A 26,101-nucleotide genomic window follows, 5' to 3' on the forward strand; every position below is an offset into this window, starting at 1 on the left:
GAAGAGCCGGTTGAGACCTGGTAGCCGGTGGCGCAGCCACGGGCACGAAAATCCTCAAAGGAGGTCGAGATGCGGCCCATCGACCTGGCCCGTGAGCACGGGCTGTCGTCGCAAGCGGTGCGCAACTACGAGCAGGCCGGCGCCCTGCCGCCCGCGGAGCGCACCGCCTCCGGCCACCGGGTCTACACCGCCCGGCATGCGGCGGCGCTGCGGGCGTTCCTCACCCTCGTGCAGGCGAGCGGCCACCGGCCGGCGCTGGAGATCATGACGGCACTGCACGCCGACGACGTCGAGCGGGCACTGGCGCTGCTCGACGGCGCGCATGCCCAGCTGCTGCGGGACCGCTCCACCCTCGACGCGGTCGCACAGGCGGCCGGCGCTCTCACCGGCGAGGGCGACACCGCGGAAGCCGTCGGGTCGACGTCGGCGCCTGGCGCGGGGACGCGCGGCACCGGCACCGGCGACACCCGGGCGGGAGGCGTCGCCCGGCTCCGGGACGCCCCGGGGCGCGACCTGCGCATCGGTGAGCTCGCGGCCCGGCTCGAGATCTCTCCGGCCACCCTGCGGGCGTGGGAGGACCAGGGACTGATCGCCCCGCCTCGCGAGCGGGGCAGCGGCCAGCGGCTGTATCCGCCGGCGCAGGTGCGCGACGCCGAGCTCGTCCACCTGCTGCGCCGCGCGGGCCACCGGCTGGAGGACATCGCCCTCGTCCTCGACCAGGTGCGCAGCATGGGGGAGACCTCATCGGTCCGCACCGCCCTGGAGGCCTCCCGCCGGCAGGTCACGGCGCGAGGCCTCGCCCTGCTCGAGGCGTCCGCCGCACTGGCCGCCTACGTCCGCCCGGAGGCGACTAGCCTGAGACGGTGACCGATGAGCAGACGCACGATGAGCACACCCATTACGACATCGCCCTGATCGGGTCGGGCTCGGCCAATTCGTTCCCCGGCCCCGAGTTCGCCGATCGTCGCATCGTGCAGATCGACCGCGGAGTGGGCCCGGACCACGTGTTCGGCGGAACCTGCCTGAACGTGGGCTGCATCCCGACCAAGATGTTCGTCCACACCGCGAACCTCGCCCACGTGCCCGCCGAATCCGGCCGCTTCGGCCTGACCGAGCAGCTGCGCCACGTGGACTGGCGCGCCATCCGCGACCGCATCTTCGGGCGCATCGACCCGATCACCGCGGGCGGGGAGGCGTACCGCCGTGATCACGAGGACAACTCCAACCTCACATTGATCCGCGGCACCGCCACCTTCACCGGTCCCAAGACCCTCTCCGTCCTCGACCGCGACGGCGGCACCCGCACCATCACCGCGGACGACATCATCCTCGGCGCCGGGTCGCGCCCGATCCTGCCCCCGATCGACGGCCTCGAGGACGCTGAGCCCCACACGTCGGACACCATCATGCGCATCGAGGAGCTGCCCGCCTCCCTCGCGATCCTCGGCTCCGGCGTGATCGCCGTGGAGATGGCGCACGTGTTCGCCTCCCTCGGCGTCGAGGTCACCCTCATCGCCCGCTCCGAGCAGGTGCTGCGGGCGGCCGACGCCGACGTCTCGGCGCGGATCACCCAGATCCTCGGCGATCGACTGACGCTGCACACGCGACTGTCGACCACGTCGGTCCATCGCACCGACGAGGGGGTGCAGCTGCGCGGCCAGCGCGATGGAGAGGAGATCGTGGTCCGCGCCGAGGAGCTGCTGGTCGCCACCGGGCGCCGCCCGAACTCCGACCTGCTGGACGTCGCCGCCGCCGGCATCGACACCACCGCCGACGGTCGCGTGCTGGTCGACGCGCATCAGCGCGTCCTCGGCGGCGGCGAGGTGCTCGAGGGGATGTGGGCGCTGGGAGACCTCTCCAGCCCCCACCAGCTCAAGCACGTCGCCAACCACGAGCAGCGCATCGTCCGGCACAACCTCGCTCACCCCGAACAGCTGCGCCGCTCGGACACCATGCCGGTGCCCAGCGGGGTGTTCACCCATCCGCAGATCGCGTGGGTCGGGATGGACGAGGCCGCGGCGCGGGCCGACGGGCGGGACGTGAAGGTCGCCGTCCAGGAGTACGCCTCGATCGCCTACGGCTGGGCCATGGAGGACACCACCGGTTTCGCCAAGATCATCGCCGACGCCGAGACCACCGAGATCCTCGGCGCCCACATCATCGGCCCCGAGGCCACCACGCTGATCCAGCTGCTGATCCAGGCCATGAGCACCGGCCAGACCGCCCGGGACATCGCCACCACGCAGTACTGGATCCATCCGGCGATGCCGGAGCTGGTCGAGAACGCGCTGCTGCAGCTGGTGGACTGACCCGGCGGCGGGCCCCGGCCCGGTCGCCGGCCCGCCGCCGGGAGCCGGCGAGAAGTGCTCAGCCCTGTTCGGCGCCGGGGAGGCAGGACTTCAGCGGATCCTGTTCGATCTCGGGCGCCTTCTGCGACGAGTCCCCGGAGCCCTCGCTCGGCGTGGAGGACTCGTCGGTCGGTTCGGCCTCGGTGGTCTCCTCCTGCGAGGGAGTCTCCTCGGCGGGCGAGTCGCCCTCGTCGGTGCCGGGCTCGCCCTCGGGCGGGGCGCCGGTCTCGGCGGGCTCGTCCGAGCCGGGCTCGGTCTCGCCGATCACGGATTCCGGCGGATCCTGCTTCATGGAGTCCTCGATCGAGGCGTCGACCCAGTCCTCGAGGTAGTCCCAGTCGGCGTCGTAGGACGGTGTGACGTCCTGTGTGATCGGGTAGGAGGTGAACCCGCCCTCCTTGACCCGCAGGGCGAGATCGATGAAGGCGTCCAGGTTCGAGACGGGGATGTCCGTCTGGATGTTCTCCTCGGTCGCGTTGACCAGCTTCGGGATGGACATGGCGACCGTCGCGGGGTCGGCCTCCTCGGTGACCGCGCGCACGATGCGCTGCTGGCGGCACATGCGGTTGAAGTCGTTCGACCCCTCGCGGGAGCGTGCGTACCACAGCGCGTGGTAGCCGTCGAGCTCCTGCTCGCCGGGCTCGATGTATCCGGAGATGGGGCCGGCGCCGCCGCCGATGGGGATGCGGCGCTCGACGACCATCTCCACGCCGCCCAGGGCGTTGACGAGGTCCTCGAAGCCCTGGAGGTTCACCATCGCGTAGTAGTCGGTCTCCAGGCCGAGGGTCTCCTCGACCGCCCACGTGGTCGCCGTCAGCCCCGGGTTCGGGTCGTCCGGGAAGAGATCCGGACGGTCCTCCGCCCAGGTCCACACGGCGTTGATGAGGTTCTGCTGCGGCCCGAAGTAGTCGAAGCCGTCGGGGAACACCTCGGCCGCCGCCGTGCCCTCGGGGAACTCGACGCTCTCGAGGTTGCGGGGGATGGAGAACAGGGCCGTCTGCCCCGTCTTGGTGTCGATCGAGGCGACCATGAGCGTGTCCGGACGGGTCCCGGTGCGATCCGCACCGGCGTCCTGCCCGAGCAGGAGGATGTTGACCCGTTCCTTGCCCGCCCAGGGATCCTTGCCGTCGGCCAGCGGATTGTCCCCGTTGCGCCCCCCGAACACCGTGTCGGACCCGAGCAGCCCCTGGTACGCCCACAGCGACTGGACGCCCCGACCGAACGGGACGGCGACGGCCACCACCATCAGTGCGGCGAGACCGAGGGCGACGAAGCGCTTGGCCCCGGCCAGACGCTGCTCGGTGGAGTGGGCGAGGTTCGCCAGCACGATCTGCAGGCCCCAGACGAGCCCGACGACCACGACCGTGACCATGGCCCCGATCAGCAGGCCGCGGTTGGTGATCAGCATCATGGCGTTGCGCAGCGGATCGCCCACCTGCATGAACGCCACGACGGATACGAGCGCGAGAGCGAGCAGCGCCAGGAGCACCCAGCCCAGCCGGCGCATCCGCGTGGTCAGCAGGCCCGCCCCGGGAAGGATGGAGGTCAGGACGGTCCAGAACGCCACCTTCGGCAGCGACCCGGAGTCGGCGTCCGGGGCGCCCTCGCCGTCCGCGTCGCGTCGGGTGCGCAGGGGGCGCCGACCGTCGGCATCCGCGGCGCCCTCGGAGGGGACGGCGGAGGACGCAGGATCGTCGGAGTCGCCGCCGGATGACGCGGCACCGGGGCCGGCGGACGAGGCGGGACCACCGGGGGACGCAGGACCGTCGACGGCGGACGTCGGTCCCGCGGCCGCAGCCGCCTGCTGCCCCTCCGGGGCAACCGGTGCAGAGGGGACGGACGGTGCGGACTGCGCCGAGACGGGCGTCGTGCGTCCCGGGACGACGGTCGGGCCGCGCCCGCTCGAGTCGGGTTCGCCGCGCCGGTTCTGGCGCGCGGACTGCCCGCTGGACGAGTCCTCCGCCGTAGGTGTCTCGTCCGCCGGGCGCGATCCTGAGGGGAACGTCCGCGCCTGCGAGTAGTCCCGCGCGGCATCTCGCCGTTCGGCACCGAGGCCTTCGCTGGCACCCGGGGCGCCGGATCCGGCGCTGCTATCGGGGGTGATGGGCGGCGACGCGCCGGCGCCGGGCGCGAGAGGCTCGGCGGGGGATCGGGGAGCGTGCTCGCTCGACCACGCGTCGGGCTCCGGAGAGCCCTCGGCGGCGGACCAGGCATCGTGCTCCGACGTGGACGACGCCGACGATGCGGAACCAGCGGAGGACCAGGCGTCGTGCTCGCCGGCGGACGCGGGCCCGGCGGCGTCAGCCGAGCCGGCCGCGCCAGCGGCTCCGGCGGCTCCGGCCGCGGCAGATCCCTGGAGCGGGAAGGCGGCACGGCGACCACGGGCACGTCTCGGCGCGGATCCGGTCGGCGACTGCGGCTCGCCGGACGGCTGCGTTCCGACCGGCGACGACGGCGACTGCGAGCCGGGCGGCGGCTGCGCGCCACCCGAGTGCGGCTCGGCGGAGGGCTGCTCCCCGCCGGAGGACCGAGAGCCGGAGGACTGAGAGGCCGCGGTCTCCTCCGAACCGCCCGCGGGGGAATCGGGGAGGTCAGTGGCCGGCAGCTGCGCCGTGGGGGGCTCGGCCGCCGATGCGGGCTCTGCAGAGCCTCCGGAGGCCGGGGTCCCGCCGATCCACGTGCGCTTGGGTTTGCGGGCGCCGAAGGCGGCGTCACGATTCCTCTGCGCCTGGTCCGGCGGCAGGCTCGGGGAGTCGGCACGTCGGGCCGGATCTTGGTGTCTGCCGGACCGACGGCGCCGGCGCCGGGGGGCCGAGGGCGGGTCCGTCATGCACTACATCCTAGGTTCACGGCGTCGGATCCTCTCGCATGTCGCTGTGAGAACGTCGTGGAGGTCATGTGCAATATCCATCCGGGGTGCATCCGTATCCTGGTCCCATGCGCCTGATCCACACCCCGACGACGGACCTGACCTACGACGACTGCTTCTTCCTGCCGGCTCGTTCCGCGGTCACCTCCCGTTCCGACGTCGACCTCAGCAGCGACGACGGCACCGGCACCACCATCCCGCTGGTGGCCGCGAACATGACCGCCGTGACCGGCCGCCGGATGGCCGAGGTCATGGCACGGCGCGGCGGCCTCGCCGTGCTCCCGCAGGATCTCTCGCCGGAGCGGATCGACTCGATCGTGCGCTCGGTGAAGCAGCGAGACCTGCTCGTCGACCACCCACTCACGCTCACGGCGGACGGCACCCTGGGTCAGGCCGCGGAGCTGCTGCTCAAGCGCCCGCACCCCATCGTCGTCGTGGTCGATGAGCACCACCGCCCCCTCGGCGCCGTCTCCGCGGAGGAGATCGCCGGACGCGACTCCTTCGCCGCCGTGGGCGACGTGCTCAGCGAGGACGTTCCCATCCTCGGGACGGCGGACCTCGCCGTCGAACCCGCCGCACTGCACGGACGGATCGCCGCCACCCACCACGACGCCGCCATCGTCGTGGACGACGCACCCGGCCGGAGCGACGGCGGAGGTGCCGGTGTGCTGCGGGGCGTCCTGACCGCCACCAGCGTGCTGCGCTCGACGATCTACCGCCCCGCCACCGACGACGCGGGCCGGCTGCGCATCGCCGTCGCCGTCGGCATCAACGCCGACGTCGCCACGCGGGTCCGCGACCTGGTCGATGCCGGCGTCGACGTGATCGTGCTGGACACGGCCCACGGCCATCAGGACCGCATGCTCGAGGCCCTGCGCAGCGCCCGCGGCGTGCTCGGGGACAGCGGGAGCACGCCCGTGCGCCTGGTCGCCGGGAACGTGGTCACTGCCGAGGGCACGCGCGAGCTGATCGAGGCCGGCGCGGACATCGTCAAGGTCGGTGTCGGTCCAGGCGCGATGTGCACCACCCGCATGATGACCGGCGTCGGCCGCCCGCAGTTCTCCGCAGTCCTCGAGTGCGCCGCCGAGGCCGAGCGGCTCGGCGGCCACGTGTGGGCCGACGGCGGGGTCCGCCACCCCCGTGACGTGGCGCTCGCGCTGGCGGCGGGCGCCTCCAACGTGATGATCGGCTCCTGGTTCGCCGGGACCTTCGAGTCCCCGGGCCAGATGCGCACCGACGAGAGCGGCCGCCGTTTCAAGGAGAGCTTCGGCATGGCCTCCAAGCGAGCCGTCTCCCATCGCACGGCCCACGAGGACGCCTTCGCCCGCGCCCGCAAGGGCCTGTTCGAGGAGGGCATCTCCACCTCCCGCATGTACCTCGCCGACGGTAGGGGAGGAGTGGAGGACCTGATCGACGAGATCACCGCCGGCGTGCGCTCCTCCTACACCTACGCGGGGGCCCGCACCACGGCCGAGTTCCGCGAGCGCGCCGTGATCGGGCTGCAGAGCGCAGCAGGCTATGCCGAGGGCCGGCCTGTCGCGGCGTCCTGGAGCTGAGCGCTAGGCTTCGAGCATGACGACTCTCGTGATCGGTGGCGCCGGGTACATCGGATCGCACGTGGTGCGACTCCTCGTCGAACGAGGGGAGACGGTGGTCGTGGTCGACAACCTCTCCACCGGGATCGAGCAGCGCACCGAGGGTGCCGAGCTGCTCGAGCTCGACATCACCGCACCCGACGCCAGCGAGAAGCTCGCCTTCCAGCTGCGGGCCTCCGGCGCGGACTCGGTGATCCACTTCGCCGCGCACAAGCAGGTCGGCGAATCCGTCGAGAAGCCCGAGATGTACTGGCACGACAACATCGGCGGTCTCGCCAACGTGCTGGCCGCCTGCGCGAGCGCCGAGGTGCGCGACGTCGTCTTCTCCTCCTCCGCCGCGGTCTACGGGATGCCCGACGTGGACCTCGTGACCGAGGAGCTCGAACCCCGGCCCATCAACCCCTACGGCGCGACCAAGTACGTCGGTGAATGGATGCTGGCCGACGCCGAACGCGCCCACGGGATGCGCACCGTGGCGCTGCGCTACTTCAACGTCGCCGGCGCCGGCTGGCCCGAGCTGGCCGACACCGCTGTGATGAACCTGGTGCCGATCGTCCTGGACCGCCTCGAGCAGGGGAAGGCGCCCGTGGTCTTCGGCGACGACTACGACACCCCCGACGGCACCTGCATCCGGGACTACGTGCACGTCCTGGACCTCGCCCACGCCCACATCGCCGCGCTGGACTACCTGCGCGGCGAGGACCGCCCCCACCGGGTGTTCAACGTCGGCACCGGCGAGGGCTCCAGCGTGCTGGAGGTCGTCGACGCCATCGCCCGCGCCAAGGGCATCGAGATCACGCCCGAGATCGGCGAGCGCCGCCCCGGGGACCCCGCCCGCCTGATCTGCTCCGGGGACCGTATCGCCCAGCACCTCGGGTGGAAGTCCGAGCACGGGCTCGATGACATCGTCCGCTCGGCCGTCGAGGCTCGCTCCGCGACCGTGGAGCCCGACGTCGAGGCGTACCCAGGGGCCTGACGGCACATCCCCTCGGAGGCTGATCCGCTCGTCCAGAGACCTGACGGTGCCCACGCCGGGAGCCCCTTCGCCGCCACCGCCCCGTCGGCGGATCGTCCGTGCACGAGTGCTCAGGCCGGGTGCTCAGGTGAGGTAGCGGTAGATCGGCTCGCTGGGGTCGATCCGTTCGATGTGCAGGTTCGAGGCCGCCATGCGAGACATCAGCGGTTCGAGGTCCGTGCGCTCGCCGATCTCGATCCCCACCAGCGCCGGCCCCTCCTCGCGGTTGTTGCGCTTGATGTAGTCGAACAGCACGATGTCGTCGTGGGGGCCGAGCACCCGGTCCAGGAAACGGCGCAGCGCCCCCGGCTCCTGGGGGAACGTGACCAGGAAGTAGTGCTTGAGGCCCTCGTGGACCAGGGAGCGCTCGACGATTTCGTGGTACCGGGAGACGTCGTTGTTGCCGCCCGAGAGGATGACGATGATGTCGCCGGTGCCCTCCGTCGGGGCGTCGGCCGGCTCGCCGTCCACCTGACCTGTGCCGCCCTGTCGTGCGGTCGCTCCGGTTCCCCCGATCGCACCGGTGGCCACGGCGGTCGCGGCCAGCGCTCCGGCGGGCTCCGCGATGATGCCGTCGACCTGATAGAGCTCGAGCATCTCGGTGCAGACGGCGCCCTCGTCGACCGTCGTCAGCTCGGGCTCGGCGGCCTGCACCATTCGCAGGGGGTCCGCGCCGACCCGGCGCACCGAGGCCCCGTCGACGAAGCGATCCATGTCCTGCAGGGTCACGGGATGACCGGCCTCCAGCGCGGCGGCCATGGACGCCGCGCCGGCGGGTTCGACGCCGAGCATCCGCACCGACGGGGCGCGCTCGCGCAGCCAGGCGGCACAGCCGCCCAGCAGGCCGCCGCCGCCGACGGGGAGCACCATGGCGGCCGGCTCACGGCCGTGCTCGCTGCGCAGCTGCTGGACCGCCTCGAGCGCGACCGTGCCCTGTCCCGCCATGACCAGGGGGTCATCGAAGGGCGGGACGGGGGTGGCGCCGGTGCGCTCGGCGTCCGCGGCCGCGGCCTCCGCCGCGTCGTCGAAGGTGTCGCCGATCAGCACCAGCTCGACGAGGTCACCGCCGATAGCGGTGATCCTCTCGCGCTTCTGCCGGGGTGTGGTGCCCGGGACGTAGATGCGGCCGTGGATGCCCAGGGATCGGCAGGCGTGGGCGACGCCCTGGGCATGGTTGCCCGCGCTCGCGGCCACCACGCCGGCCTCGCGGGCGGCCCGGTCGAGGGAGTCGAGGAACAGATGGGCGCCGCGCAGCTTGTACGAGCGCACCGACTGGAGATCCTCGCGCTTGAGCCACACCGGCACTCCGGCCAGATCGCTCAGCCGCTCGCTGCGCAGCAGGGGAGTGCGCCGCAGGGCCGGCTCGAGGCGCACGGCCGCGGCTTCGACGTCCTCGGCGGTCAGCGGCAGCGTCGCACCGGACGGCGCCGTCACGACTCCTCCTGAGCGGCCACCAGGGCGGTCGCCATCGCCGCCAGCCCTTCGCCGCGCCCCGTGAGGCCCAGAGCGTCCGTGGTGGTGCCCGAGACGGACACCGGAGCCCCGGCGGCCTCGCTCATCGCGGCGCAGGCCTCGTCGCGTCGGCGCGAGAGGTGCGGGCGATTGCCGATGACCTGCACCGAGACGTTGGAGACGGTGAATCCGGCCTCGCGGACCCGCCGGGCCGCCTCGGCGAGCAGACGCGCCCCCGAGGCCCCGGCCCACTCGGGCCGGTCGGTGCCGAAGTGCGCGCCCAGATCGCCGATCCCGGCTGCCGAGAAGAGCGCATCACAGGCGGCATGGCAGGCCACGTCGGCATCGGAGTGCCCGGACAGCCCGCGCTCGCCCTCCCAGTGCAGCCCCGCGACCCACAGCTCCCGCTGAGCACCCTCCGGGGCGAAGGCGTGCACATCCACGCCGATGCCCACGCGCGGCAGGCCGGGCGTCATTCCCCGCCCTGCGCGTCGATCCGGGCCAGCAGACGGTCGATGTCGTCGTAGGTGACCTGGGGGCTGGTGCCCAGCAGCAGGGGCATCCCCGAGACCGTCGGGACGCCGAGAGCGGCCGGCAGATCCACGGTGCTGACGACGAGATCGGCGTGGAAATCCGCCGAGAGCAGGTCCATCACGGTCGCCTGGACGACGTGCGCGTCGCGGCCCTGGGAAGCGATGTGATCACGCACCTGCTCCGCGACGAGCGCGGAGGTGGCGATCCCCGCGCCGCACACGATGGCAATGGTGAGCATTCGATCTCCTGGACAGGTCGGAAGTGGGAGGCCGGCGGCCACGGACGACTGCGGTCCGCGGGCGTGACGGTGCCCGGGCGCCGGTCGATTCTGTCACGAGCAGGCTGAGCGGTCCACGAACGCTCCCGCGGACGTCTACGATGCCAGCGTGAATTCGTCCCGTCGCCACCGTTCCCGCCGGCGCGGCCGCGCCGCGGCAGTGGTGCTGGCCGGCGGGTCCGGCAGCCGGGTCGGCGCCGGGATCAACAAGGCCTTCCTGCCGCTGGCCGGGCGCAGCATCGCCAGCTGGGCGCTGAACACGCTGGCCACGGTCGAGGGCGTCGGGATCCTGGTGTTCGTGGTCCGGCCCGACGATCTCGAGCACGCGCGCTTCGTGGCCGGCCGCGAGACCGACGAGCCCCCCGAGATCATCACCGGCGGCGACACCCGCCAGGAGTCGGAGCTGCTGGCGCTGCGTCATCTGGCCGACCGCATCGACACCGGCGCGGTCGACACCGTCCTCATCCACGACGCGGCCCGGCCGCTGGTCTCCCACGGGCTCGCCGCCGCCGTGCTGCACGCCGCGCGGGAGAGCGGGGGAGCGGTCCCCGGGATGCCCGCCGTGGACATCGCACCCGTGGGCCGGCCCGGTCGCCTCGCCGCGGGGGACGGGTTCCGCCCGGACAGCCTGGTGCGGGTCCAGACCCCGCAGGGCTTCCACGCCGCCACGATCCTGGACGCCTACGAGGCCGCCGCCCGGGACGGCTTCGTCGGCACCGACACCGCCTCCTGCGCCGAGGCCTACACGGATACCCGCGTGACCTGGGTCCGCGGGGAGGAGACCAACTTCAAGATCACCTACGGCCAGGATCTGCTCCTGGCGCAGGACGTGGTGACCGCGCTAGGTTTGAGGACCGGGTGAGGAGGAGCTGATGTCCGTCCAGGAGAGCTTCCTGCGATGCACCGCCTGCGAGCAGGAGGCGGAGCACGTCGTCATCTATGCCGGGCGCTTCGTCTCCGAGATCCAGTGCACCGGCTGCGGAGCGCTCACGCGCCTGGACGTCTCCGACGCCTACCTTCCCGATCTCCGGCAGCGCATCTCCAGCAAGCCGGGTCGCCTCGTGCGTCGCCTGCGCAACGATCCCGGGGAGCTCGCCACCAGCCTCCCCCATCGCACGCTGTCGAAGCCGAAGCGGATGGTCGAGGAGTTCCGCACCGTCTGGCGCAGCCGACGACGAGGCTGACCACGCTGATGACGCCCGGTCCCGGCTGAGGCCGGCCGCCGCGCTGGGCCACGGCGCTGGGGGCACCGCGGGGGCACAGGTTCCCCTCGGGCGCTTCGCCGCCGCCGAAGGGATCCGATGCGCGGCCGTGCGAGCCCGTCAGGACCGTCGAGCGAGACCGTGGTGCTGCGAGGTGTCGCGCGCCAGCCCCAGGGCGATCTGCGCTCTCCACAGACTCAGCCGGTCCACGACCGCGAAGCCGGCATGGGAACCGTGGACGGTGCGCACCTCCGCCCCGTCGGCCAGGGCCGCGAGAATCTCGTCGTACGGCTCCGCGGAGCCGGCACCGGCTCCGACCCCGTCGGAATGACCCGGACGTTCCGTCTCCCCCGCGACGCGGGCCTCCGGCCTGGCCAGGGCGCGCTCGAGCGTCGCCCGGCGCAGCAGGCGCGGGCTCTGCATCGCTGCCACGCTCGAGCGGTCGATGTTGTGCAGGCCGTCGTGGTCGACGCCCTTGACGGAATCGGTCATCGCGACCACGGGGACCACGGCGTCGATACCCGCCCCGAGCGCGGCGAGCACCTCGGTCACGACCGTCGCCGGGGTCAGGGCGCGCTCGGCATCGTGGATCAGCAGCAGGTCGTCGGTGGTCGCCGCGAGGGCGACGGAGAGGCTCGCGCACCGGTCACCGTCGCTCGCGAGCACCTGTGCCCGGTCACCGAGGACGCGGCGCAGCGCGGGCACCGAATCGTGAGGGGCCACGACCACGGGCGAGGAGAGGCCCGCACCCTCGAGTGTGGTGAGCAGGCGTTCGATCAGCCGCGAGCCCCCGAGCATCTCCAGACAGGGCGCCACGGCCCCGTGGGAGGCGCCGGGAGCCAGTGGCGTACGGGCGAGGACGATCGGCCGCACCGGGGGCGTCGTCGGGGAATCCGGCACCGAGAGGATCCGGTTCAGGAGGCGAGGACCTCGTCGAGGATCGACTCGGCACTGGCCTCGTCGGTCTTCTCCGCGAGCGCCAGCTCGGAGACGAGGATCTGGCGCGCCTTGGCGAGCATGCGCTTCTCTCCTGCGGAGAGCCCGCGGTCCTGATCGCGGCGCCACAGGTCGCGCACGACCTCGGCCACCTTCTTCACGTCACCGGAGGCGAGCTTCTCGACGTTCGCCTTGTAACGACGGGACCAGTTGGTGGGTTCTTCGGTGTAGGGCTGGCGCAGCACCTCGAACACCTCATCGAGCCCCTGCTTGTCCACCACGTCGCGCACGCCGACCAGGTCGACGTTGTCGGCGGGGACCTCGATGGTCAGATCGCCCTGAGCGACCTTCAGCTTGAGGTAGGTACGATCCTCTCCCTTGACGATGCGGGTCTTGACCTCTTCGATGAGCGCTGCACCGTGGTGCGGGTATACGACAGTTTCGCCAACGGCAAAATTCATGTGGTGGGCCCCTTTCCGCGCATCAGTCTATCACCGGTGTCTCATGCTAAAATTCGCGCCCCCGCGCGAAGGTGCTGTTCAGAGGTGCGACTCAGGGGTGCGACGCGGCAGGGAAGCAGCGCGACGGCGAAGGCGGTCCACAGTGGGGGAGCGCGTCATCGGGCACGCCGATCCGGGGGTCGCGGTGGGGTATCGTGGCACTGCTGTCCCCGGAACATCCCGCCGTCCTCCGCGGCACCGAACAGGAGTCCTCCGTGCGCCGTCCCCGCCGTCTCGTGCTCTCCGCAGCCGCCCTGGGCCTCGCCCTCGCCGCCACCGGTTGCACGTACTTCAATCCGGTGCAGACGCACGACTTCTACCAGGCCGGTGACGGCACCAACGCGAACATCGAGCAGTCCGGTCAGCTGGCCGCCGGGATCCGCAACGCGATCGTCGTGGTCGCCGAGGACGGCAGTGCGGCGTTCTCCGCCACGGCCGTGAACTACACCGACCAGGAGCTCGCCGTCGAGCTCGAGGGCATCGGGGACGATGGCAGCACCGTCTTCTCCTCGCAGGTGACCGTGCCCGCCCAGCAGACTCTCGAGCTCGGGCCGGAGGAGGGCCAGCAGCTGGTCGAGATCGGTGACCTGGGCGCACAGCCCGGCAGCGTCATCGATCTGAACATCACCGTCGGCGAGCAGAGCACCGTGATCACGTTGCCCATCATCAGCACGGAGCTCGGCCACTACGGGCTCGAGTCGGCCCCTGCCGAGGGCTGAGACCGCACGATCCCCGGCGCGGCATCCGCGCCTCCGTGACGGCCGGCCGGGTGGATCACCGGCCGGATCTCAGCCGACGGATGACTGCCCGGCGGACTCGAACTTGTAGCCCAGCCCGCGCACCGTCACGAGGTGGACCGGGTTCTTCGGGTCATCCTCGATCTTCGCGCGCAGACGCTTGACGTGGACGTCGAGGGTCTTGGTGTCCCCGACGTAGTTGGCGCCCCACACGCGGTCGATGAGCTGACCCCGGGTCAGCACGCGATCGACATTGCGCAGCAGCATCTCCAGCAGCTCGAACTCCTTGAGGGGGAGCGAGACCTCCTCGCCGTGGACCTGGACCACGTGGCGCTCCACGTCCATCAGGATGTTGCCGGCGCTCAGCGCCGTGTCCTCCTCGGTCTCGGCCGAGTCCTGGCCGCGCCGCAGAACGGCCTTGATGCGGGCCAGCAGCTCTCGCGAGGAGTACGGCTTGGTGACGTAGTCGTCGGCGCCGAGCTCGAGGCCCAGGACCTTGTCGAACTCGTCGTCCTTGGCCGTGAGCATGACGACCGGCACGCTCGAGGTGCGCCGGATCTCGCGGCACACCTCGGTGCCGCTCATCCCCGGCAGCATCAGGTCCAGCAGCACCAGGTCGGCGCCGTGGGCGGAGAAGATCCGCAGCCCGTCGGTGCCGTTGTCGGCGACCGCGACCTCGTACCCCTCCTTGCGCAGCGAGTACGACAGGGGATCGGAGAACGATTCCTCGTCCTCCACGATCAGGATGCGCGTCATGTCAACTTCCCTTTCCCGGCGTGTGGTCCGGTGCAACGGTACGCGAGTCCTCGCCGGAGCCGGATCGCCCCGTGCTGCCCGGGCCCGGTGATGCCTTCTGAGGCGCCGCGTCGTCCTGCGCCGCCTCGTCCTGTGCGGCCGCGCTCTGCGCCGCCTCGTCCGATGTCGTGCTCGGACCCCGCGCCGGGGAGGCACCCTCGACCGGGTTCTCCTCCGGGGAGGCGTCGTCCGACGGCGTCCCGGCTCCGGAGGCCGAGCGCTGGGGGTCCTCCGCGGGCCTCGCGCCGCCGACGGTGATCGTCTCGGTGCGGCCCATCTCCGGGAGGCGGAGCGTGAACGTCGATCCCTGCCCGGGCATCGACCACGCGGTCACCTCGCCGCCGTGATCGGTCGCGATGTGCTTGACGATCGCCAGCCCCAGTCCGGAGCCCCCGGTGTCCCGGGAGCGGGCCTTGTCCACCCGGAAGAACCGCTCGAAGACCCGCTCGAGGTTCTCCTTGGAGATCCCGATGCCCTGATCCTTGACCGACAGCTCGATCATCCCGCCGTCGCGACGCACCGAGACCCCGACCCGCGTATGCGGCTCCGAGTAGGTGATCGCGTTGGAGATCAGGTTGGACAGGGCGGTGGTCAGCATCGAGGCAGATCCGTAGACCCGCAGACCGTTCGTCCCCCCGACGGCCACCTCGATCTTCGACCCCAGCGCGAAATTGCGGTTCAGGCCGACGGCCTGCTCGACGACCTCGTCGATCTCGACCGGTTCCGCGTTCAGGAGTGCGGAGCTGCCCTGGACCCGCGAGAGCTCGATGATCTCCTGGACCAGGTGCGAGAGGCGGCGCGTCTCGGTCTGCATGTGCTCCGCGAACCGGCGCACCGCGTCGGGATCCTCGGCGGCGTCCTCCATCGTCTCGGCCAGCAGCGTGATCGCGCCGACCGGCGTCTTCAGCTCGTGGGACACGTTGGCCACGAAGTCGCGTCGGGTCTCCTCCACGCGGACCGCACGGGTGAGATCGTCGGCCAGCAGCAGCGCACCGTGCTCTCCGAGGGCGCCGATGCGCACATCGATGACCGCGTCGGAGTCGCCGCGGCTGGAGCGCCGAAGGGTCAGGCGCTCGTCGCGGAAGCCGCCGTTGCGGCCGACATCGGACGCCAGTTCCATCAGCTCGGCGTTGGCCAGTCGCGGGTAATCACCCTCGGCGGCACGGACGATGCCGTACGAGTAGGCGAGCGGGGAGGCGCGCAGCACATCGCCGCTGGCATCGAGCACGACGTACGCCGAGGACAGGATCGCGAGCACTTCCGCGGCGGAATCCGGCACGACCGGCTGCGGCGCCGACGGGGCCGCCGAGGGCCGACGGTCCGATCGCTTCAGCGCCAGGGTCGCCGCGCAGCCGATCACGAGACCTATCGCTCCGGCGAGCAGGAGAAGGGCTGTCAAGGGCACCCGTACAGCCTAGGCCCGTCGCGGCGCCCGCCTGGCCTTCCGCGGCCGGACGCGAGAGACTGAGGGTCAGGAGTTCACGGGGGAGACGCTCGGAGTTCACTTATCGCCGGTGCGCGTTCATCCGGGGTTGCGACAATCCGTGGCGAAGCCCCCATCAGACAGAGGAGTATTGACCATGCGCGAGGCGTACCAGAGCGACCTTCGGCATATCGTCGACGACCTGCTCGACATGGCCGAACTCGTCGGGACGGCCCTCGAGAGCGCGACGACGGCCCTGCTCGAGGGTGACCTCGGCCTGGCGGAACGCGTGATCGCCGCCGATGCCCATCTCGACGAGCGTCAGGTGGAGCTGGACGGGAAGGCCGTCGAACTGCTCGCCCGGCAGGCCCCGGTCGCCACCGACCTGCGGCTGCTGGTCGCCACCCTGCGCATGAGCTCCTCGCTCGAGCGCATGGGCGACCTCGCCGCGCACGTCGCGCTGGTGGCGCGCCGCACCCACCCGACGCCCGCCGTTCCCGAGCAGCACCGCGACCAGATCGCCCGGATGTCCGAGCTGGCCCTGGCCGCCCTTCAGCGTGCAGCGCAGGTCATCGCCGAGCGGGACCTCGCCCTCGCGGCGCAGGCCGAGAAGGCCGATGACGAGCTCGACGAGCTCATGCTGCAGATCTCCCGCGAGATCTCGCGGGGGGAGGGGTACACGAACTCCGAGATCGTCGATCTCACCCTGCTGATCCGGTTCTACGAGCGCATCGGCGACCACGCGGTCTCGCTCGTGCGCCGCATCGGGTTCCTGGTCACCGGCGACTCGCTGGATACGCTGCACGAGGGCTTCGACGTCAGCGAGTTCTGAGTCCGCGAGTTCGGACAGTCCGCGAGTCCTCAGCGCGGCCCCCGCGTCGCAGCGGCACGGCGCCGTACTCGTGCCGGAGCGGGTCGTCGGAACCGCCCGCGCTGCACGCACAGCAGCCCGTCCCGGCACGTAGACGACTGCAGAACCACGCACCGCAGTGATCACGCACTGCGATGCGTGGTTCTTCTGTCTACGGACGAGGTCTGTTCCCATGTCGGCTGCCCGGCATCGGGACGTTTGTCGTCTCGGCTGCCCGGCGTCGGGACGTTTTTCGTCTCGGCTGTCCAGCATCGGGACGTTTTTCGTCTCGGCTGTCCAGCAGCGGGACGCTCATCGAGGACGCCCTGCGATAGGCCGGGCACACTCGCGTGACGTCCCATCGGTGGTCGGTGGAGCAGCGCGTGCGCGGTGGAGTGGTGCGCCGGACCGTGGCGCGTGGCGCGGGGCGCCGGGTAGTGGCGCGTGACCGGCGACGCAGCACGCCCGCCTGCAGGACTCGGTGCGCCCGGCTGCAGGAGACGTAGCGGGCCCGGACTCAGCCTCGGTTCGCGCGCGGCCGGCGCGCCGTGAGTCGCTCCGCGCCGGTCTTGGCACCCCGCTTGGCAGCGATCCGCAGGCCTTGCAGGATGACGCCGGAGACGAGTGCCCACAGCATCACCTTCCAGACCGGCTGGTCCTCCATCGGGTCTTTGATCTGCGAGATCTCAGCCTTCGGGCGACCTTCCTTCTTGGCCTGCTTGCGGCGCTTCTGCGTCTCCTTCTGGGAGTTCTTGGCAGCCTTGACGGTGGGGGCGTCCTCACCGAAGACGGCGCCCCAGCCGGCAGCGGCGGCCTTGTTGCCCACGGCGGCGGCGACGATTCCGGCCACGGGCACGGCGATCTTGACGAGCGGATTGGCCACGGGATTCCTCCAAGCGGTGGGGCGGCTGGGACGTCGGGACCGGCGGGTCAGGTGCCGGCGTTCTGAGCGTAGTAGGTCCCCATGTCGTCGGAGCGCAGAGCCTCCCGCAGGACGTCCATCGACTCCTCGTCGGTGCCGACGACGCTCGCGCCGCCACTGGTCGTCTCCGGGCCGCTGTGGGGGACCGAGAGGAAGTACAGGTCATCGGTGCGCACGGAGCGCAGCGAGAGCCCGAGCTCGACCATCTTGCCGGAGCTGAGCCCCTCGTCGGTGGTCAGATACGGCGCGATCGCGCCGACGGTGTCCGAGAGCTTGCCGGGATCGCTGAGCGTGTCGGTGCTGATGAGCTTGCTCGCGATCCCCTTGAGGACGGCCTGCTGGTTGCGATTGCGCTGGAAGTCGCCCTCAGCGAACTGCTTGCGCTCTCGCACGAAGACCAGCGCCTCCTCGCCGTCGAGGGTCTGGGTGCCCTCGGTGAACTGGTGGCCGCCGGCCTCGAAGCTCTCGGGGATCTGCACATCGACCCCGCCGAGCGTGTCCACGAGACCTTCGATGCCGTCGAAGTCGATGAGCGCGACATGGTCGATGGGAACCCCGGTGTAGTTCTCGACCGTGGTCACCGCCAGGCCCGGCCCGCCGAACGCCAGTGCCGCGTTGATGCGGTTCTTGCCGTGGCCGGGGATGTCGACGTACAGGTCGCGCGGGAACGAGGTGATGTAGACCTGCTGGTTGTCGTCGGTGACGTGCACCAGCATCACCACATCCGACCGCTGGCCGCTGACACCTTCGGAGGCGGCGTCCTCCTCGGAGCGTTTGTCCGAGCCCAGCAGCAGGAAGTTGCGGCCGCTCCCCTCGACCGCCTCGGGGCGCTCGCCGTCGGAGGCGCCGCGGGTGATCTGCACGACCGTGCGCTTCTCGTACTGGTTGCTGAGCCCGTTGAGGTAGTTGGCCACTACCAGTCCCACGCCGAGCACGAGCACGGCGACCAGGCCCAGGGAGATCAGGGCGATACGACGACCGCGACCGCGACGCGGCTCGGACTGGTCGTCGTCCTCCCAGTCGGCGGGCAGTTCGACGTCGTCGGGGACGTTCATTCGGGCTCGCTCTCACGCAGTGTCGCCGGCGGCGACGGAGGGTCCTCGGGGAGTGTCAGGCGTCGGTCGTCCGGTGCCGGGACACACGGACGTACGCAAGATCCCATACTAAGCGGCCCGCGCGCTGTCCTTTGCTCTCGAAGCTCGTCTTCACACGACCCTCGAATCGTGGCGCCCAGCCCGTCGCGGGAAGATCCTCGGGGACGGTGTCGCTGGTCTGCTGACCTGGGGCGGGTCCGTCGGGATACAGGAGTTCGAGCTCGGGGCGCGCATCCAGCAGGCTGCGCATGTGGTGTGCGTACTGTGCCCAGTCCGTGGCGAGACGGAACGTGGCGCCGTCGGCGAGCAGCGGCAGCACCGCGTCCAGGAACGGGGGATTGATCAGGCGTCGCTTGTGGTGGCGGGACTTGGGCCAGGGATCGGGGAAGTAGACCCACAGCTGCGAGATCGCGCCCTCGGGCAGGAGCGCGGGCAGCGCCCTCTGGGCATCGAGCGGCAGCAGCCGGACGTTGCCGGGCTCGCCGGCGCGTTCGATGCGGCGCAGGGTCTGCGCCAGGCCGGGGCGGTACACCTCGACACCCAGGTGGTCGCGTTCGGGATGCTCGGCCGCGGCGGCGGCGAGGTTCTCGCCCAATCCGCTGCCCACCTCGACGACGAGCTCACTGCGGCGCCCGAAGACCTGTTCGAGGTCGAGGCGTGCGTCCGGGCCGGGCAGGGTGTCGCGCTCACCCCGCGGCGGGTCGAGCACGTAGGTCGCGGCCAAGCGGTCCCACGCGTCCTGCCGGCCGGGTGAGAGCCGTTCGCCGCGACGGACGAAGGAGACGACCTCGCGTGGGGCGCGGTCCTCAGCCGGCACGGCGGACGAGACCGTCCTGGACGACCACGGACACTTCCGGCAGGTGCGTGGTGGCCGGACCCAGCAGGACGTCACCGGTCTCGGCGTCGAAGCGGGAGCCATGGCACGGGCAGTCCAGCTCGCCCTCGGTCTCCTGGCGCAGGGCGCATCCGTTGTGGGTGCAGTAGCCGGAGTAGGCGGCCAGGTCGTCGCCGCTGCCGCGCACGAGCAGCACGAAGGGCCGCTGCCCTCCGAAGTTGACCAGGGTGCTGGCGTTCTCCGGGACGTCCTCCAGCGGGACCGCGCCGTCCTCGGCCCGGACCGGCTCCGCGGTCCCGAATCCCTCGTCCTCCGGGGCGCAGGAGGCGAGACCGCCGACGGCCGCGGCGGAGGCGGGCAGCAGGAGAGCACGGCGGCGGGAGAGGCACGGACGTTCCATCCCGCCAGGATAGCCAGTCCGCTGGTCCGAGCGAGAAGCACGGGTCGGCACTGTGACCGTCCAGACGATCCGGGCGGGGCCGACGGGCGACGCGGTCCCTCAGACGTCGGCGGCCTCCAGCTCGCGCGGGTCCCAGGTGAGGATCGACCGTGCCCGCCAGCCGCGATCGCTGATCGCATCGAGTGCCTGCCGACGCCGAGCCGGCGTGAGGCGATCGAGGTACAGGGACCCCTCCAGGTGGTCGACCTCGTGCTGGAGCGCGCGAGCGAGCACCCCGCCCTCGTCCTCGACGACCACGTCGTGGCCCTCGAGGTCGGTGCCGGTGACCCGGGCACCCCGGTGCCGCGCGGTGGGGAAGCCCTCGCCGGGCACCGAGAGGCAGCCCTCGATGGTCTCCTCGTCGAGCTCGATGCCGCCGAAGCGTTCCAGTCGCGGATTGATCACCACTCCACGCTGCTCCGTCCCGCCGGCGTCGGCGCAGGAGTAGACGAACAGGCGCCAGCGGGATCCCACCTGAGGGGCGGCCAGCCCGGCCCCGTCGGCGGCGTCGTTGGTCTCGAACATGTCCGCCACCAGTGCACGGATGTCGTCGGTGATCTCCCGGACCCGGCGGGTGCGCTGTTCGAGGGCACGGTGACCGACGATCGTGATCGGGCGGATCGTCATGGGGAATGATCTCCTGTTCTCGGTGTATCGCTGGATCTGGTGGCCCCGGTGGACCCCGGTGGGCTCGTGACGCGGTGACGCTTGGGCGGATTGACGGCCAGCGGGTTGCGGGCGTCGACGACCCAGGGTCCGCGCTCGCGACGCAGCGGCTCGCCGTCGCGGGCGGCCCCCGCGACCGCACGGCCGATCTGCTCCGCCTCGGCGGCATCGGCGGCCAGGAAGTCCATCGTGTGGGTGGCATGGGAGTCCAGCACGATGTGGTCCCAGGCGTCGAGCCCGCTGGCGATCTGCCGTGCCCGCAGGAACTCCGCGTCCAGCGCCGCGCCGGCCACGATCACGATGGTCGCCACCCACAGCAACAGGAGGATGGCGATCAGGCCGTTGAGGACGGTCAGCACCTCGGCGATGCGCGTCGCATAGTTCATCAGGCGCCCGGCCAGCAGCGCGGAGCCGAACAGCGTGAGCACCGACAGCACGGAGCCCAGGGTCATCAGCCGGTACCGCGGCAGCCGCACGTTGGGGAAGAGGTAATAGGCCAGGGAGACCCCGATGATCAGGATGACCAGCAGGATCGGCCACTTCACCAGGTTCCAGGCGAGGAAGGCGAAGCGCGGGATCCCGATGAGCTCGCCGATGCGCTGCGAGGCGTCATTGCCCACGATCAGCATGCCGATGGCCAGCAGCACCACGGAGACGATGACCAGGGTCTCCCCGAAGACGATGGTCCGGAACCACAGGAAGGGGCGCCCCTCCCGGGTGTCATAGACCCGGTGCAGCACGCGATGGAAGGCGGCGACGCCGTTGGAGGCGGACAGGACCGAGCCGAAGGTGCCCAGCGCCAGTCCCAGGATCCCGCCACCGGTATCGGAGGCAGCCTGGATGGCCGCCAGGTACGGCTCCGGATCCAGGGTCGGGAACAGCTCGGTGCTCATCCGCCCCAGCGCATCGAGGGTCTCGGAGCCGATCCCGATCAGCGACATCAGCGAGACCACGGCGACCGCCCCCGGGAACAGGGAGAGGACGGCGTAGAACGTCATGGTCCCGGCCACGTCCCAGACCTGGATCTCCAGCAGTCGCATCCGTACCCGGTTCAGGACGTGCAGGACGCTGAGCCGGGGTCGGGGGTATTCGACGGTCGGCTTGGGGCGACGTGGGCGCGTGGCGGTCACCGGTGCACACCAGCGGACGTCGCGCGGAGGATGGCGGTCGCCGCCGCATGGCCGCCGCGGCACGGGGCGGTGGCGATGCTCATGGTGCTCGATGCTCCTCGGGGCAGACAGGTCACGTCGGGGAATGACGCTGGTGGAGCCTATGCCACCGAGAGGTCACATGCCCCGCTCAGCCGGTCTCGATGATGTCGTCGGGATCGGTCGCGACGGGATAATGCCATGGATCCTCGGGGTCCTGCGGCACGTAGGAGGTCACGATGGACCCGTCGGCGCGCTGGTCCCCGAGGCCGACGGGCGTGGCCAGGACCGCGTCGTCGAGCACCGGACCCTGGTCCGCGAGCGGCACGGCGACCCCCTCGGCGGTGACCGTGACGTCCTGCTCACGCACCGAGACCTCGATCTCGGGGCCCTCCTCGAGCGTGAAGGAGATCTCGTCCCGCACCAGCCGCACCCGGAAGCGCGAGCCTCGCACCGTCAGGGGGAAGCGCAGCTCCGGCCACTCGGCGGGAAGACGGGGATCGAAGCAGATCCGGCCCTCCACCTGCCGCATACCGCCGAACCCGTGGACCAGCGCGTTCCACACGCCCCCGGCCGAGGCGATATGCACCCCCTGGGAGGTGTTGTGATGCAGATCGGCGATGTCGACGAACAGCCCGGCCCGGAAGTAGTCCAGGGCGGCCTTCTGGTGGCCCACCTCGGCGGCCATGATCGACTGCACCACCGCCGAGAGCGAGGAGTCGCCCGTGGTGATCGGGTCGTAGTACTCGAAATCGGCCCGCTTCTCCTCCGGCGTGAACTCGGCGCCGCGCAGGAACAGCGCGAGCACCACGTCGGCCTGTTTGAGCACCTGGAACCGGTAGATGACCAGCGGGTGGTAGTGCAGGAGCAGCGGGAACGAGTCGGCCGGCGTGTTGGCGATGTCCCACACCTCGCGCTCGAGGAACCGGTCCTCCTGGAGGTGGATCCCGAAGGTCTCGTCCTTGGGGACGTGCATGCCGTCCGCGCAGGCATCCCACTGCTCGAGCTCCATCTCGTCGAACTCGATCTCGGCGGCCAGGACCTGATAGGCCTCCGGGTCGGCGGCGCGCAGCTCACGCACCGCCCGTGCGGCCCGGCGCAGGTTGTGGCGGGCCATGACGTTGGTGAACATGTTGTTGTTGACCACGGTGGTGTACTCGTCCGGGCCGGTGACACCGTTGATGTGGAAGCTGGAGCGGCCATTGCCGCTGAACCGCCAGAAGCCGAGGTCGGCCCAGAGGCGGGCGGTCTCGGCCAGCACCCGCACCCCGTCGCGGCGCTGGAAGTCGAGGTCGCCGGTGACGTCCACGTACTGGGAGAACGCAAAAGCGACGTCGGCATTGATGTGGTACTGGGCGGTGCCGGCGGCGTAGTAGGCCGAGGCCTCGTCCCCGTTGATGGTGCGCCAGGGGAACATCGCTCCGCGCTGGTTCAGCTCGCGTGCGCGCTCGCGAGCCTTGGGCAGCAGATTGGCGCGGAACCTCAGCGCGTTGCGCGCCCACGACGGCTCCGTGAAGGTCAGGAACGGGACGACGTAGATCTCGGTGTCCCAGAAGTAGTGGCCCTCGTACCCGGAGCCGGTCAGGCCCTTGGCGGGGATGCCCCACTGGTCGGAGCGGGCGGAGGCCTGGGCGAGCTGGAACAGGCACCAGCGTGCGGCCTGCTGCTCGGCGGGCTGTCCGGGCATCTCGACGTCCGAGCGCTCCCAGAAGTCGGCGAGGTAGTCACGCTGATCCTGGTAATGCTTCTGGAACCCCTCGGCGCGGACCCGGTCCAGGGTGCGACGGCACCGATCGAACAGTTCGCGGTGGGGGACCGAGCGCGAACTGTGGTAGGCGACGGCCTTGCGCACGGTCAGGGTGTCACCGGGTCCCAGCTCGGCCCGGCTGACGTGCCGGCCGAGGTCCGGCATGGTGTCGAGGAGTTCCTCGACCTCGACGTCGGATTCGACGGTGTGGTCGGCGCCGACGGCGAGCGTCATGCCGGAATCGGCGACCTTGTACCCCAGCAGCATCCGGCGCTGGCTGTGCCAGTCCTGCTGGGGCTCGAGCACGCGGTGCTCGAAGGACGTGGTCTGGCGGGGATCGTCCTTGGTGGCGATCGGCCCGCCGTCGATGCCCTTGCCGTAGTCGTCGGCGATGTCCTGACGGTTGATCAGCTGTGAGGAGATCGCCACCGGGGCGGAGCCGTCGAGCATGGTGACCTGCATGCTCAGCAGGGCCAGATGCCGCTGGGTGAAGGACACCATGCGGTCGGTCGTGACCTTGACCCGCTTGCCGGCCGGGGTGCGCCAGATCAGCTCGCGCCGCATCACGCCCTCGCGGAAGTCGATCCAGCGCTCGTAGGTGTCCAGGTCGGCCATCGACAGCAGCAGCGGCTCGTCGTCGACATACAGCTTCAGCACCGAGCAGTCGGGCACGGAGATCATGGTCTGGCCCGACTTCGCGAAGCCGTACGCGGCCTCGGCGTGGTGGATGCGCCAGGTCTCGTGGAACCCGTTGAGGAAGGTGCCGTGGCTGTGCACGTCACGGCCCTCCGAGGGCGTCCCGCGCATCCCCAGGTACCCGTTGGCGGTGGCGAACAGGGTCTCCATGAGCCCGAGGTCGCCGTTGGGGCGGGACTCGACCAGTCGCCACTCGTCGACGGGGAGGTGGACGCGGTCGACGGGGTCGGTGGGTACGTTGCGCTGACGGTTCATGCGATCTCCTCGAGGTCGGTCACGACGAGGGTGGCGCCGGCGGCGGAGAGGTCATCGAGGCCCGCCCCGCGATCGACCCCGATGACGGCCCCGAAGTCCCCGTCGGCCCCTGCCTTCACGCCGGAGACGGCGTCCTCGTAGACGACGGCGTCTGCCGGGGCCACGCCCAGCAGCCCGGCGGCGTGGACGAAGGTATCGGGCCGCGGCTTGCCGGGCAGCCCCTCCCGCGCGGAGACGTTGCCGTCCACGACGTGCTCGAAGCGCTCGAGCAGTCCGGCGGCGCGCAGGACCTCCTCGGCGTTGCGGGAGGAGGAGACGATCGCCAGCCGTGCGCTCCGGGGCAGGGAGTCGAGATAGGTGACGGTGCCGGGGTAGGGCTTCACGCCCTCGGCGCGCAGCAGCTCCAGCACGAGATCGTTCTTGCGGTTGCCGAGGCCGCGCACGGTCTCCTGGCCGGACGGCTGGTCGGCGGGGTCGTCGTCGGCCCCCTCGGGCAGTTCGATGCCGCGGGAGGCGAGGAAGGTCCGCACCCCGTCGTAGCGGGGCCGGCCGTCGACGTGGGTGAAGTAGTCCAGATCGGTGTAGGGTTCCTCGACGCCGCGGGCGGCGAGGAACCCGTCGAACATGCGGGCCCAGGCGCGCATGTGCACCTCGGCCGTGGGCGTGATGACGCCGTCGAGGTCGAAGAGGTGGGCGGTGAAGTCGGACGGTCTGAAGTCTGCCTCGTAATCCACGGCCGCCATGCTACGGGCCGGAAGCTCGCAGGCGCCGGGGAAGGGGACCGGTGGCCATCTTGTGACCGGTGGCCGTCCTGTGGCCCCGGGCCGTCCTGTGCTCGCCCGCGGGAGCCGCCCGCGGGCGACCCCGCCGGTGCCCCGTTCGCTCACAGCGCGCTGCGCACCCATGGCACGGTGCGCTCCCGTGGGCTAATCTTCGATCGTCCGTGCCCGCGCACAGTCGCCGGTGCGGAGCGGTTCGACCCTCCGAGGAGAAGATGACTGTCACGGAGTCGCTGCCCGTGATCGATGCGGTGCGACGCGAACTCGAGATCGATGAGCAGCTGCATGAGGGGCGTGCCCTGGTGCGCACCGTGCTCACCCTGACCACCAACATCACCCGGGCCCCAGCGCAGCTGTGGCCGCTGCTGACACGCCCGGATCAGCTCGCCCGCTGGTTCGGCCCGGTGGCCGGGGACCTGCGCGAGGGCGGTCGGTTCGAGGCGCCGGAAGGTGCGGTCGGCCGGATCCTCCATGTGGAGGCGCCGCACAAGATCTCCTTGACCTGGGACCGCGGCGGCGCGGAGGACCCGCTGCTGATCCGGCTGGACCCGGAGGACGACGGCACCACAGAGCTGCGCGTGCGCCATACGACCCTGATCGAGCGCGATGAGTTCGACCGCGTCGGCCCCGGACTCGCCGCGGTCGACTGGGAGATCGCGCTGCTCGCGCTCGCCGCCCTGACCGACGGCTGGCGCGCGAGCTGCCTGCTCGATGTGCCGACGCCGACGCCCGCCTGGCTGGACAGCGCCGAGGGCGCCGAGCACGTGCGCGCCTGGTCCGTGCGCTGGGCGGCAGAGGCGATCGCAGCCGGCGTCGACGAGACCACCGCCCGGCGTGGGGAGGCGGCGACGGCCAGCGCCTACGGCGCCTGACGGCTCGCGTCTGACGGCTCGCGCCGAGAAGAACGACCGCGGAGCGCGCGGTTCCGGACCTGCCGTGCGTCCGCGTCGTGGAAGTATTTGCCCAGGCTCAGTACCCGGTGGCAGA

Annotated in this window: 25 protein-coding genes; 9 read left to right on the forward strand and 16 right to left on the reverse strand. The window is 71.3% G+C overall.

Annotated elements, in window-relative coordinates:
- The first annotated feature begins 69 nt into the window (after positions 1–69).
- Positions 70–867, forward strand: a complete 798-nt coding sequence (locus ACFQRJ_RS16215; RefSeq protein WP_377020260.1) for a MerR family transcriptional regulator — start codon at positions 70–72, stop codon at positions 865–867.
- A complete protein-coding gene (locus ACFQRJ_RS16220) occupies positions 864–2,309 on the forward strand; it encodes a mycothione reductase (RefSeq protein ID WP_377020261.1) in 1,446 nt (481 codons plus the stop codon). Before ACFQRJ_RS16215 ends, ACFQRJ_RS16220 begins: the two co-directional genes overlap by 4 nt.
- A gap of 58 nt (positions 2,310–2,367) precedes the next feature.
- Here the strand turns inward: ACFQRJ_RS16220 and ACFQRJ_RS16225 are convergent, their stop codons facing one another.
- A complete protein-coding gene (locus ACFQRJ_RS16225; RefSeq protein WP_377020262.1) occupies positions 2,368–3,915 on the reverse strand; it encodes an LCP family protein in 1,548 nt (515 codons plus the stop codon).
- 1,370 nt (positions 3,916–5,285) lie between these two features.
- Here ACFQRJ_RS16225 and ACFQRJ_RS16230 point away from each other — a divergent pair.
- Positions 5,286–6,773, forward strand: a complete 1,488-nt coding sequence (locus ACFQRJ_RS16230) for a GuaB1 family IMP dehydrogenase-related protein (RefSeq protein ID WP_377020263.1) — start codon at positions 5,286–5,288, stop codon at positions 6,771–6,773.
- Positions 6,774–6,789: 16 nt separating this feature from the next.
- A complete protein-coding gene (galE, locus tag ACFQRJ_RS16235) occupies positions 6,790–7,788 on the forward strand; it encodes a UDP-glucose 4-epimerase GalE (RefSeq protein WP_377020264.1) in 999 nt (332 codons plus the stop codon).
- A 123-nt stretch (positions 7,789–7,911) separates the two neighbouring features.
- Here the strand turns inward: galE and ilvA are convergent, their stop codons facing one another.
- Genes ilvA through ACFQRJ_RS16250 form a run of 3 tightly spaced genes read right to left on the reverse strand, consistent with a single transcriptional unit; the run spans position 7,912 to position 10,051 of the window.
- Positions 7,912–9,261 (reverse strand): threonine ammonia-lyase IlvA, encoded by a 1,350-nt coding sequence (gene ilvA, locus ACFQRJ_RS16240; protein WP_377020265.1) that lies wholly within the window; start codon positions 9,259–9,261, stop codon positions 7,912–7,914.
- A complete protein-coding gene (ispF, locus tag ACFQRJ_RS16245) occupies positions 9,258–9,755 on the reverse strand; it encodes a 2-C-methyl-D-erythritol 2,4-cyclodiphosphate synthase (protein ID WP_377020266.1) in 498 nt (165 codons plus the stop codon). Before ispF ends, ilvA begins: the two co-directional genes overlap by 4 nt.
- Positions 9,752–10,051 carry a PTS sugar transporter subunit IIB gene (locus ACFQRJ_RS16250; protein WP_377020267.1) on the reverse strand — a complete coding sequence of 100 codons (300 nt, stop codon included), beginning with the start codon at positions 10,049–10,051 and terminating at the stop codon, positions 9,752–9,754. Before ACFQRJ_RS16250 ends, ispF begins: the two co-directional genes overlap by 4 nt.
- A 148-nt stretch (positions 10,052–10,199) precedes the next feature.
- On the opposite strand from ACFQRJ_RS16250, the gene ACFQRJ_RS16255 reads away from it, so the two are divergent.
- On the forward strand, positions 10,200–10,952 hold the full coding sequence (locus ACFQRJ_RS16255) for a 2-C-methyl-D-erythritol 4-phosphate cytidylyltransferase (RefSeq protein WP_377020268.1): 753 nt from the start codon (positions 10,200–10,202) through the stop codon (positions 10,950–10,952).
- 10 nt (positions 10,953–10,962) lie between these two features.
- Positions 10,963–11,274 carry a hypothetical protein gene (locus ACFQRJ_RS16260; protein ID WP_377020269.1) on the forward strand — a complete coding sequence of 104 codons (312 nt, stop codon included), beginning with the start codon at positions 10,963–10,965 and terminating at the stop codon, positions 11,272–11,274.
- Positions 11,275–11,412: 138 nt separating this feature from the next.
- On the opposite strand, the gene ACFQRJ_RS16265 is transcribed toward ACFQRJ_RS16260, so the two are convergent.
- Positions 11,413–12,192 carry a 2-C-methyl-D-erythritol 4-phosphate cytidylyltransferase gene (locus tag ACFQRJ_RS16265; RefSeq protein WP_377020270.1) on the reverse strand — a complete coding sequence of 260 codons (780 nt, stop codon included), beginning with the start codon at positions 12,190–12,192 and terminating at the stop codon, positions 11,413–11,415.
- 14 nt (positions 12,193–12,206) lie between these two features.
- Entirely contained in the window at positions 12,207–12,689 is a 483-nt protein-coding gene (locus ACFQRJ_RS16270) for a CarD family transcriptional regulator (RefSeq protein ID WP_377020271.1), read from the reverse strand.
- Positions 12,690–12,883: 194 nt separating this feature from the next.
- Between ACFQRJ_RS16270 and ACFQRJ_RS16275 the strand changes: the two genes are divergently transcribed.
- Entirely contained in the window at positions 12,884–13,447 is a 564-nt protein-coding gene (locus ACFQRJ_RS16275) for a hypothetical protein (protein ID WP_377020272.1), read from the forward strand.
- A gap of 69 nt (positions 13,448–13,516) precedes the next feature.
- On the opposite strand, the gene ACFQRJ_RS16280 is transcribed toward ACFQRJ_RS16275, so the two are convergent.
- Entirely contained in the window at positions 13,517–14,221 is a 705-nt protein-coding gene (locus tag ACFQRJ_RS16280) for a response regulator (RefSeq protein ID WP_377020273.1), read from the reverse strand.
- A 1-nt stretch (position 14,222) separates the two neighbouring features.
- Complete coding sequence (locus tag ACFQRJ_RS16285) at positions 14,223–15,665, reverse strand: sensor histidine kinase (protein WP_377020274.1); 1,443 nt, start codon at positions 15,663–15,665, stop codon at positions 14,223–14,225.
- Between the two features lie 175 nt (positions 15,666–15,840).
- Between ACFQRJ_RS16285 and phoU the strand changes: the two genes are divergently transcribed.
- Complete coding sequence (gene phoU, locus ACFQRJ_RS16290) at positions 15,841–16,515, forward strand: phosphate signaling complex protein PhoU (protein WP_377020275.1); 675 nt, start codon at positions 15,841–15,843, stop codon at positions 16,513–16,515.
- Between the two features lie 535 nt (positions 16,516–17,050).
- Here phoU and ACFQRJ_RS16295 read toward each other — a convergent pair.
- The 8 genes from ACFQRJ_RS16295 to ACFQRJ_RS16330 all read right to left on the reverse strand — a co-directional run bounded on the left by ACFQRJ_RS16295 (position 17,051) and on the right by ACFQRJ_RS16330 (position 25,078).
- Entirely contained in the window at positions 17,051–17,416 is a 366-nt protein-coding gene (locus tag ACFQRJ_RS16295; protein WP_377020276.1) for a DUF4235 domain-containing protein, read from the reverse strand.
- 47 nt (positions 17,417–17,463) lie between these two features.
- Positions 17,464–18,510 (reverse strand): LCP family protein, encoded by a 1,047-nt coding sequence (locus tag ACFQRJ_RS16300; RefSeq protein WP_377020277.1) that lies wholly within the window; start codon positions 18,508–18,510, stop codon positions 17,464–17,466.
- 55 nt (positions 18,511–18,565) lie between these two features.
- Positions 18,566–19,366 (reverse strand): tRNA (guanosine(46)-N7)-methyltransferase TrmB, encoded by an 801-nt coding sequence (gene trmB, locus ACFQRJ_RS16305; protein WP_377020278.1) that lies wholly within the window; start codon positions 19,364–19,366, stop codon positions 18,566–18,568.
- Entirely contained in the window at positions 19,356–19,784 is a 429-nt protein-coding gene (locus tag ACFQRJ_RS16310; RefSeq protein ID WP_377020279.1) for a ubiquinol-cytochrome c reductase iron-sulfur subunit, read from the reverse strand. The genes trmB and ACFQRJ_RS16310 overlap by 11 nt, the downstream gene beginning before the upstream one ends.
- Before the next feature lie 99 nt (positions 19,785–19,883).
- Positions 19,884–20,450 carry a peptide deformylase gene (gene def / locus ACFQRJ_RS16315; protein ID WP_377020280.1) on the reverse strand — a complete coding sequence of 189 codons (567 nt, stop codon included), beginning with the start codon at positions 20,448–20,450 and terminating at the stop codon, positions 19,884–19,886.
- Complete coding sequence (locus tag ACFQRJ_RS16320) at positions 20,447–21,619, reverse strand: YihY/virulence factor BrkB family protein (protein ID WP_377020281.1); 1,173 nt, start codon at positions 21,617–21,619, stop codon at positions 20,447–20,449. Before ACFQRJ_RS16320 ends, def begins: the two co-directional genes overlap by 4 nt.
- A 169-nt stretch (positions 21,620–21,788) precedes the next feature.
- Positions 21,789–24,335: a glycoside hydrolase family 65 protein gene (locus tag ACFQRJ_RS16325; RefSeq protein ID WP_377020282.1), complete on the reverse strand. Its 2,547-nt coding sequence runs from the start codon at positions 24,333–24,335 to the stop codon at positions 21,789–21,791.
- Positions 24,332–25,078: an HAD family hydrolase gene (locus ACFQRJ_RS16330; RefSeq protein ID WP_377020283.1), complete on the reverse strand. Its 747-nt coding sequence runs from the start codon at positions 25,076–25,078 to the stop codon at positions 24,332–24,334. Before ACFQRJ_RS16330 ends, ACFQRJ_RS16325 begins: the two co-directional genes overlap by 4 nt.
- A gap of 251 nt (positions 25,079–25,329) precedes the next feature.
- Between ACFQRJ_RS16330 and ACFQRJ_RS16335 the strand changes: the two genes are divergently transcribed.
- Entirely contained in the window at positions 25,330–25,986 is a 657-nt protein-coding gene (locus ACFQRJ_RS16335; protein ID WP_377020284.1) for an SRPBCC domain-containing protein, read from the forward strand.
- Positions 25,987–26,101: the final 115 nt, after the last annotated feature.

The organism is Brachybacterium sp. GCM10030252, assembly GCF_042666535.1.
Classification (GTDB): Bacteria; Actinomycetota; Actinomycetes; order Actinomycetales; family Dermabacteraceae; genus Brachybacterium.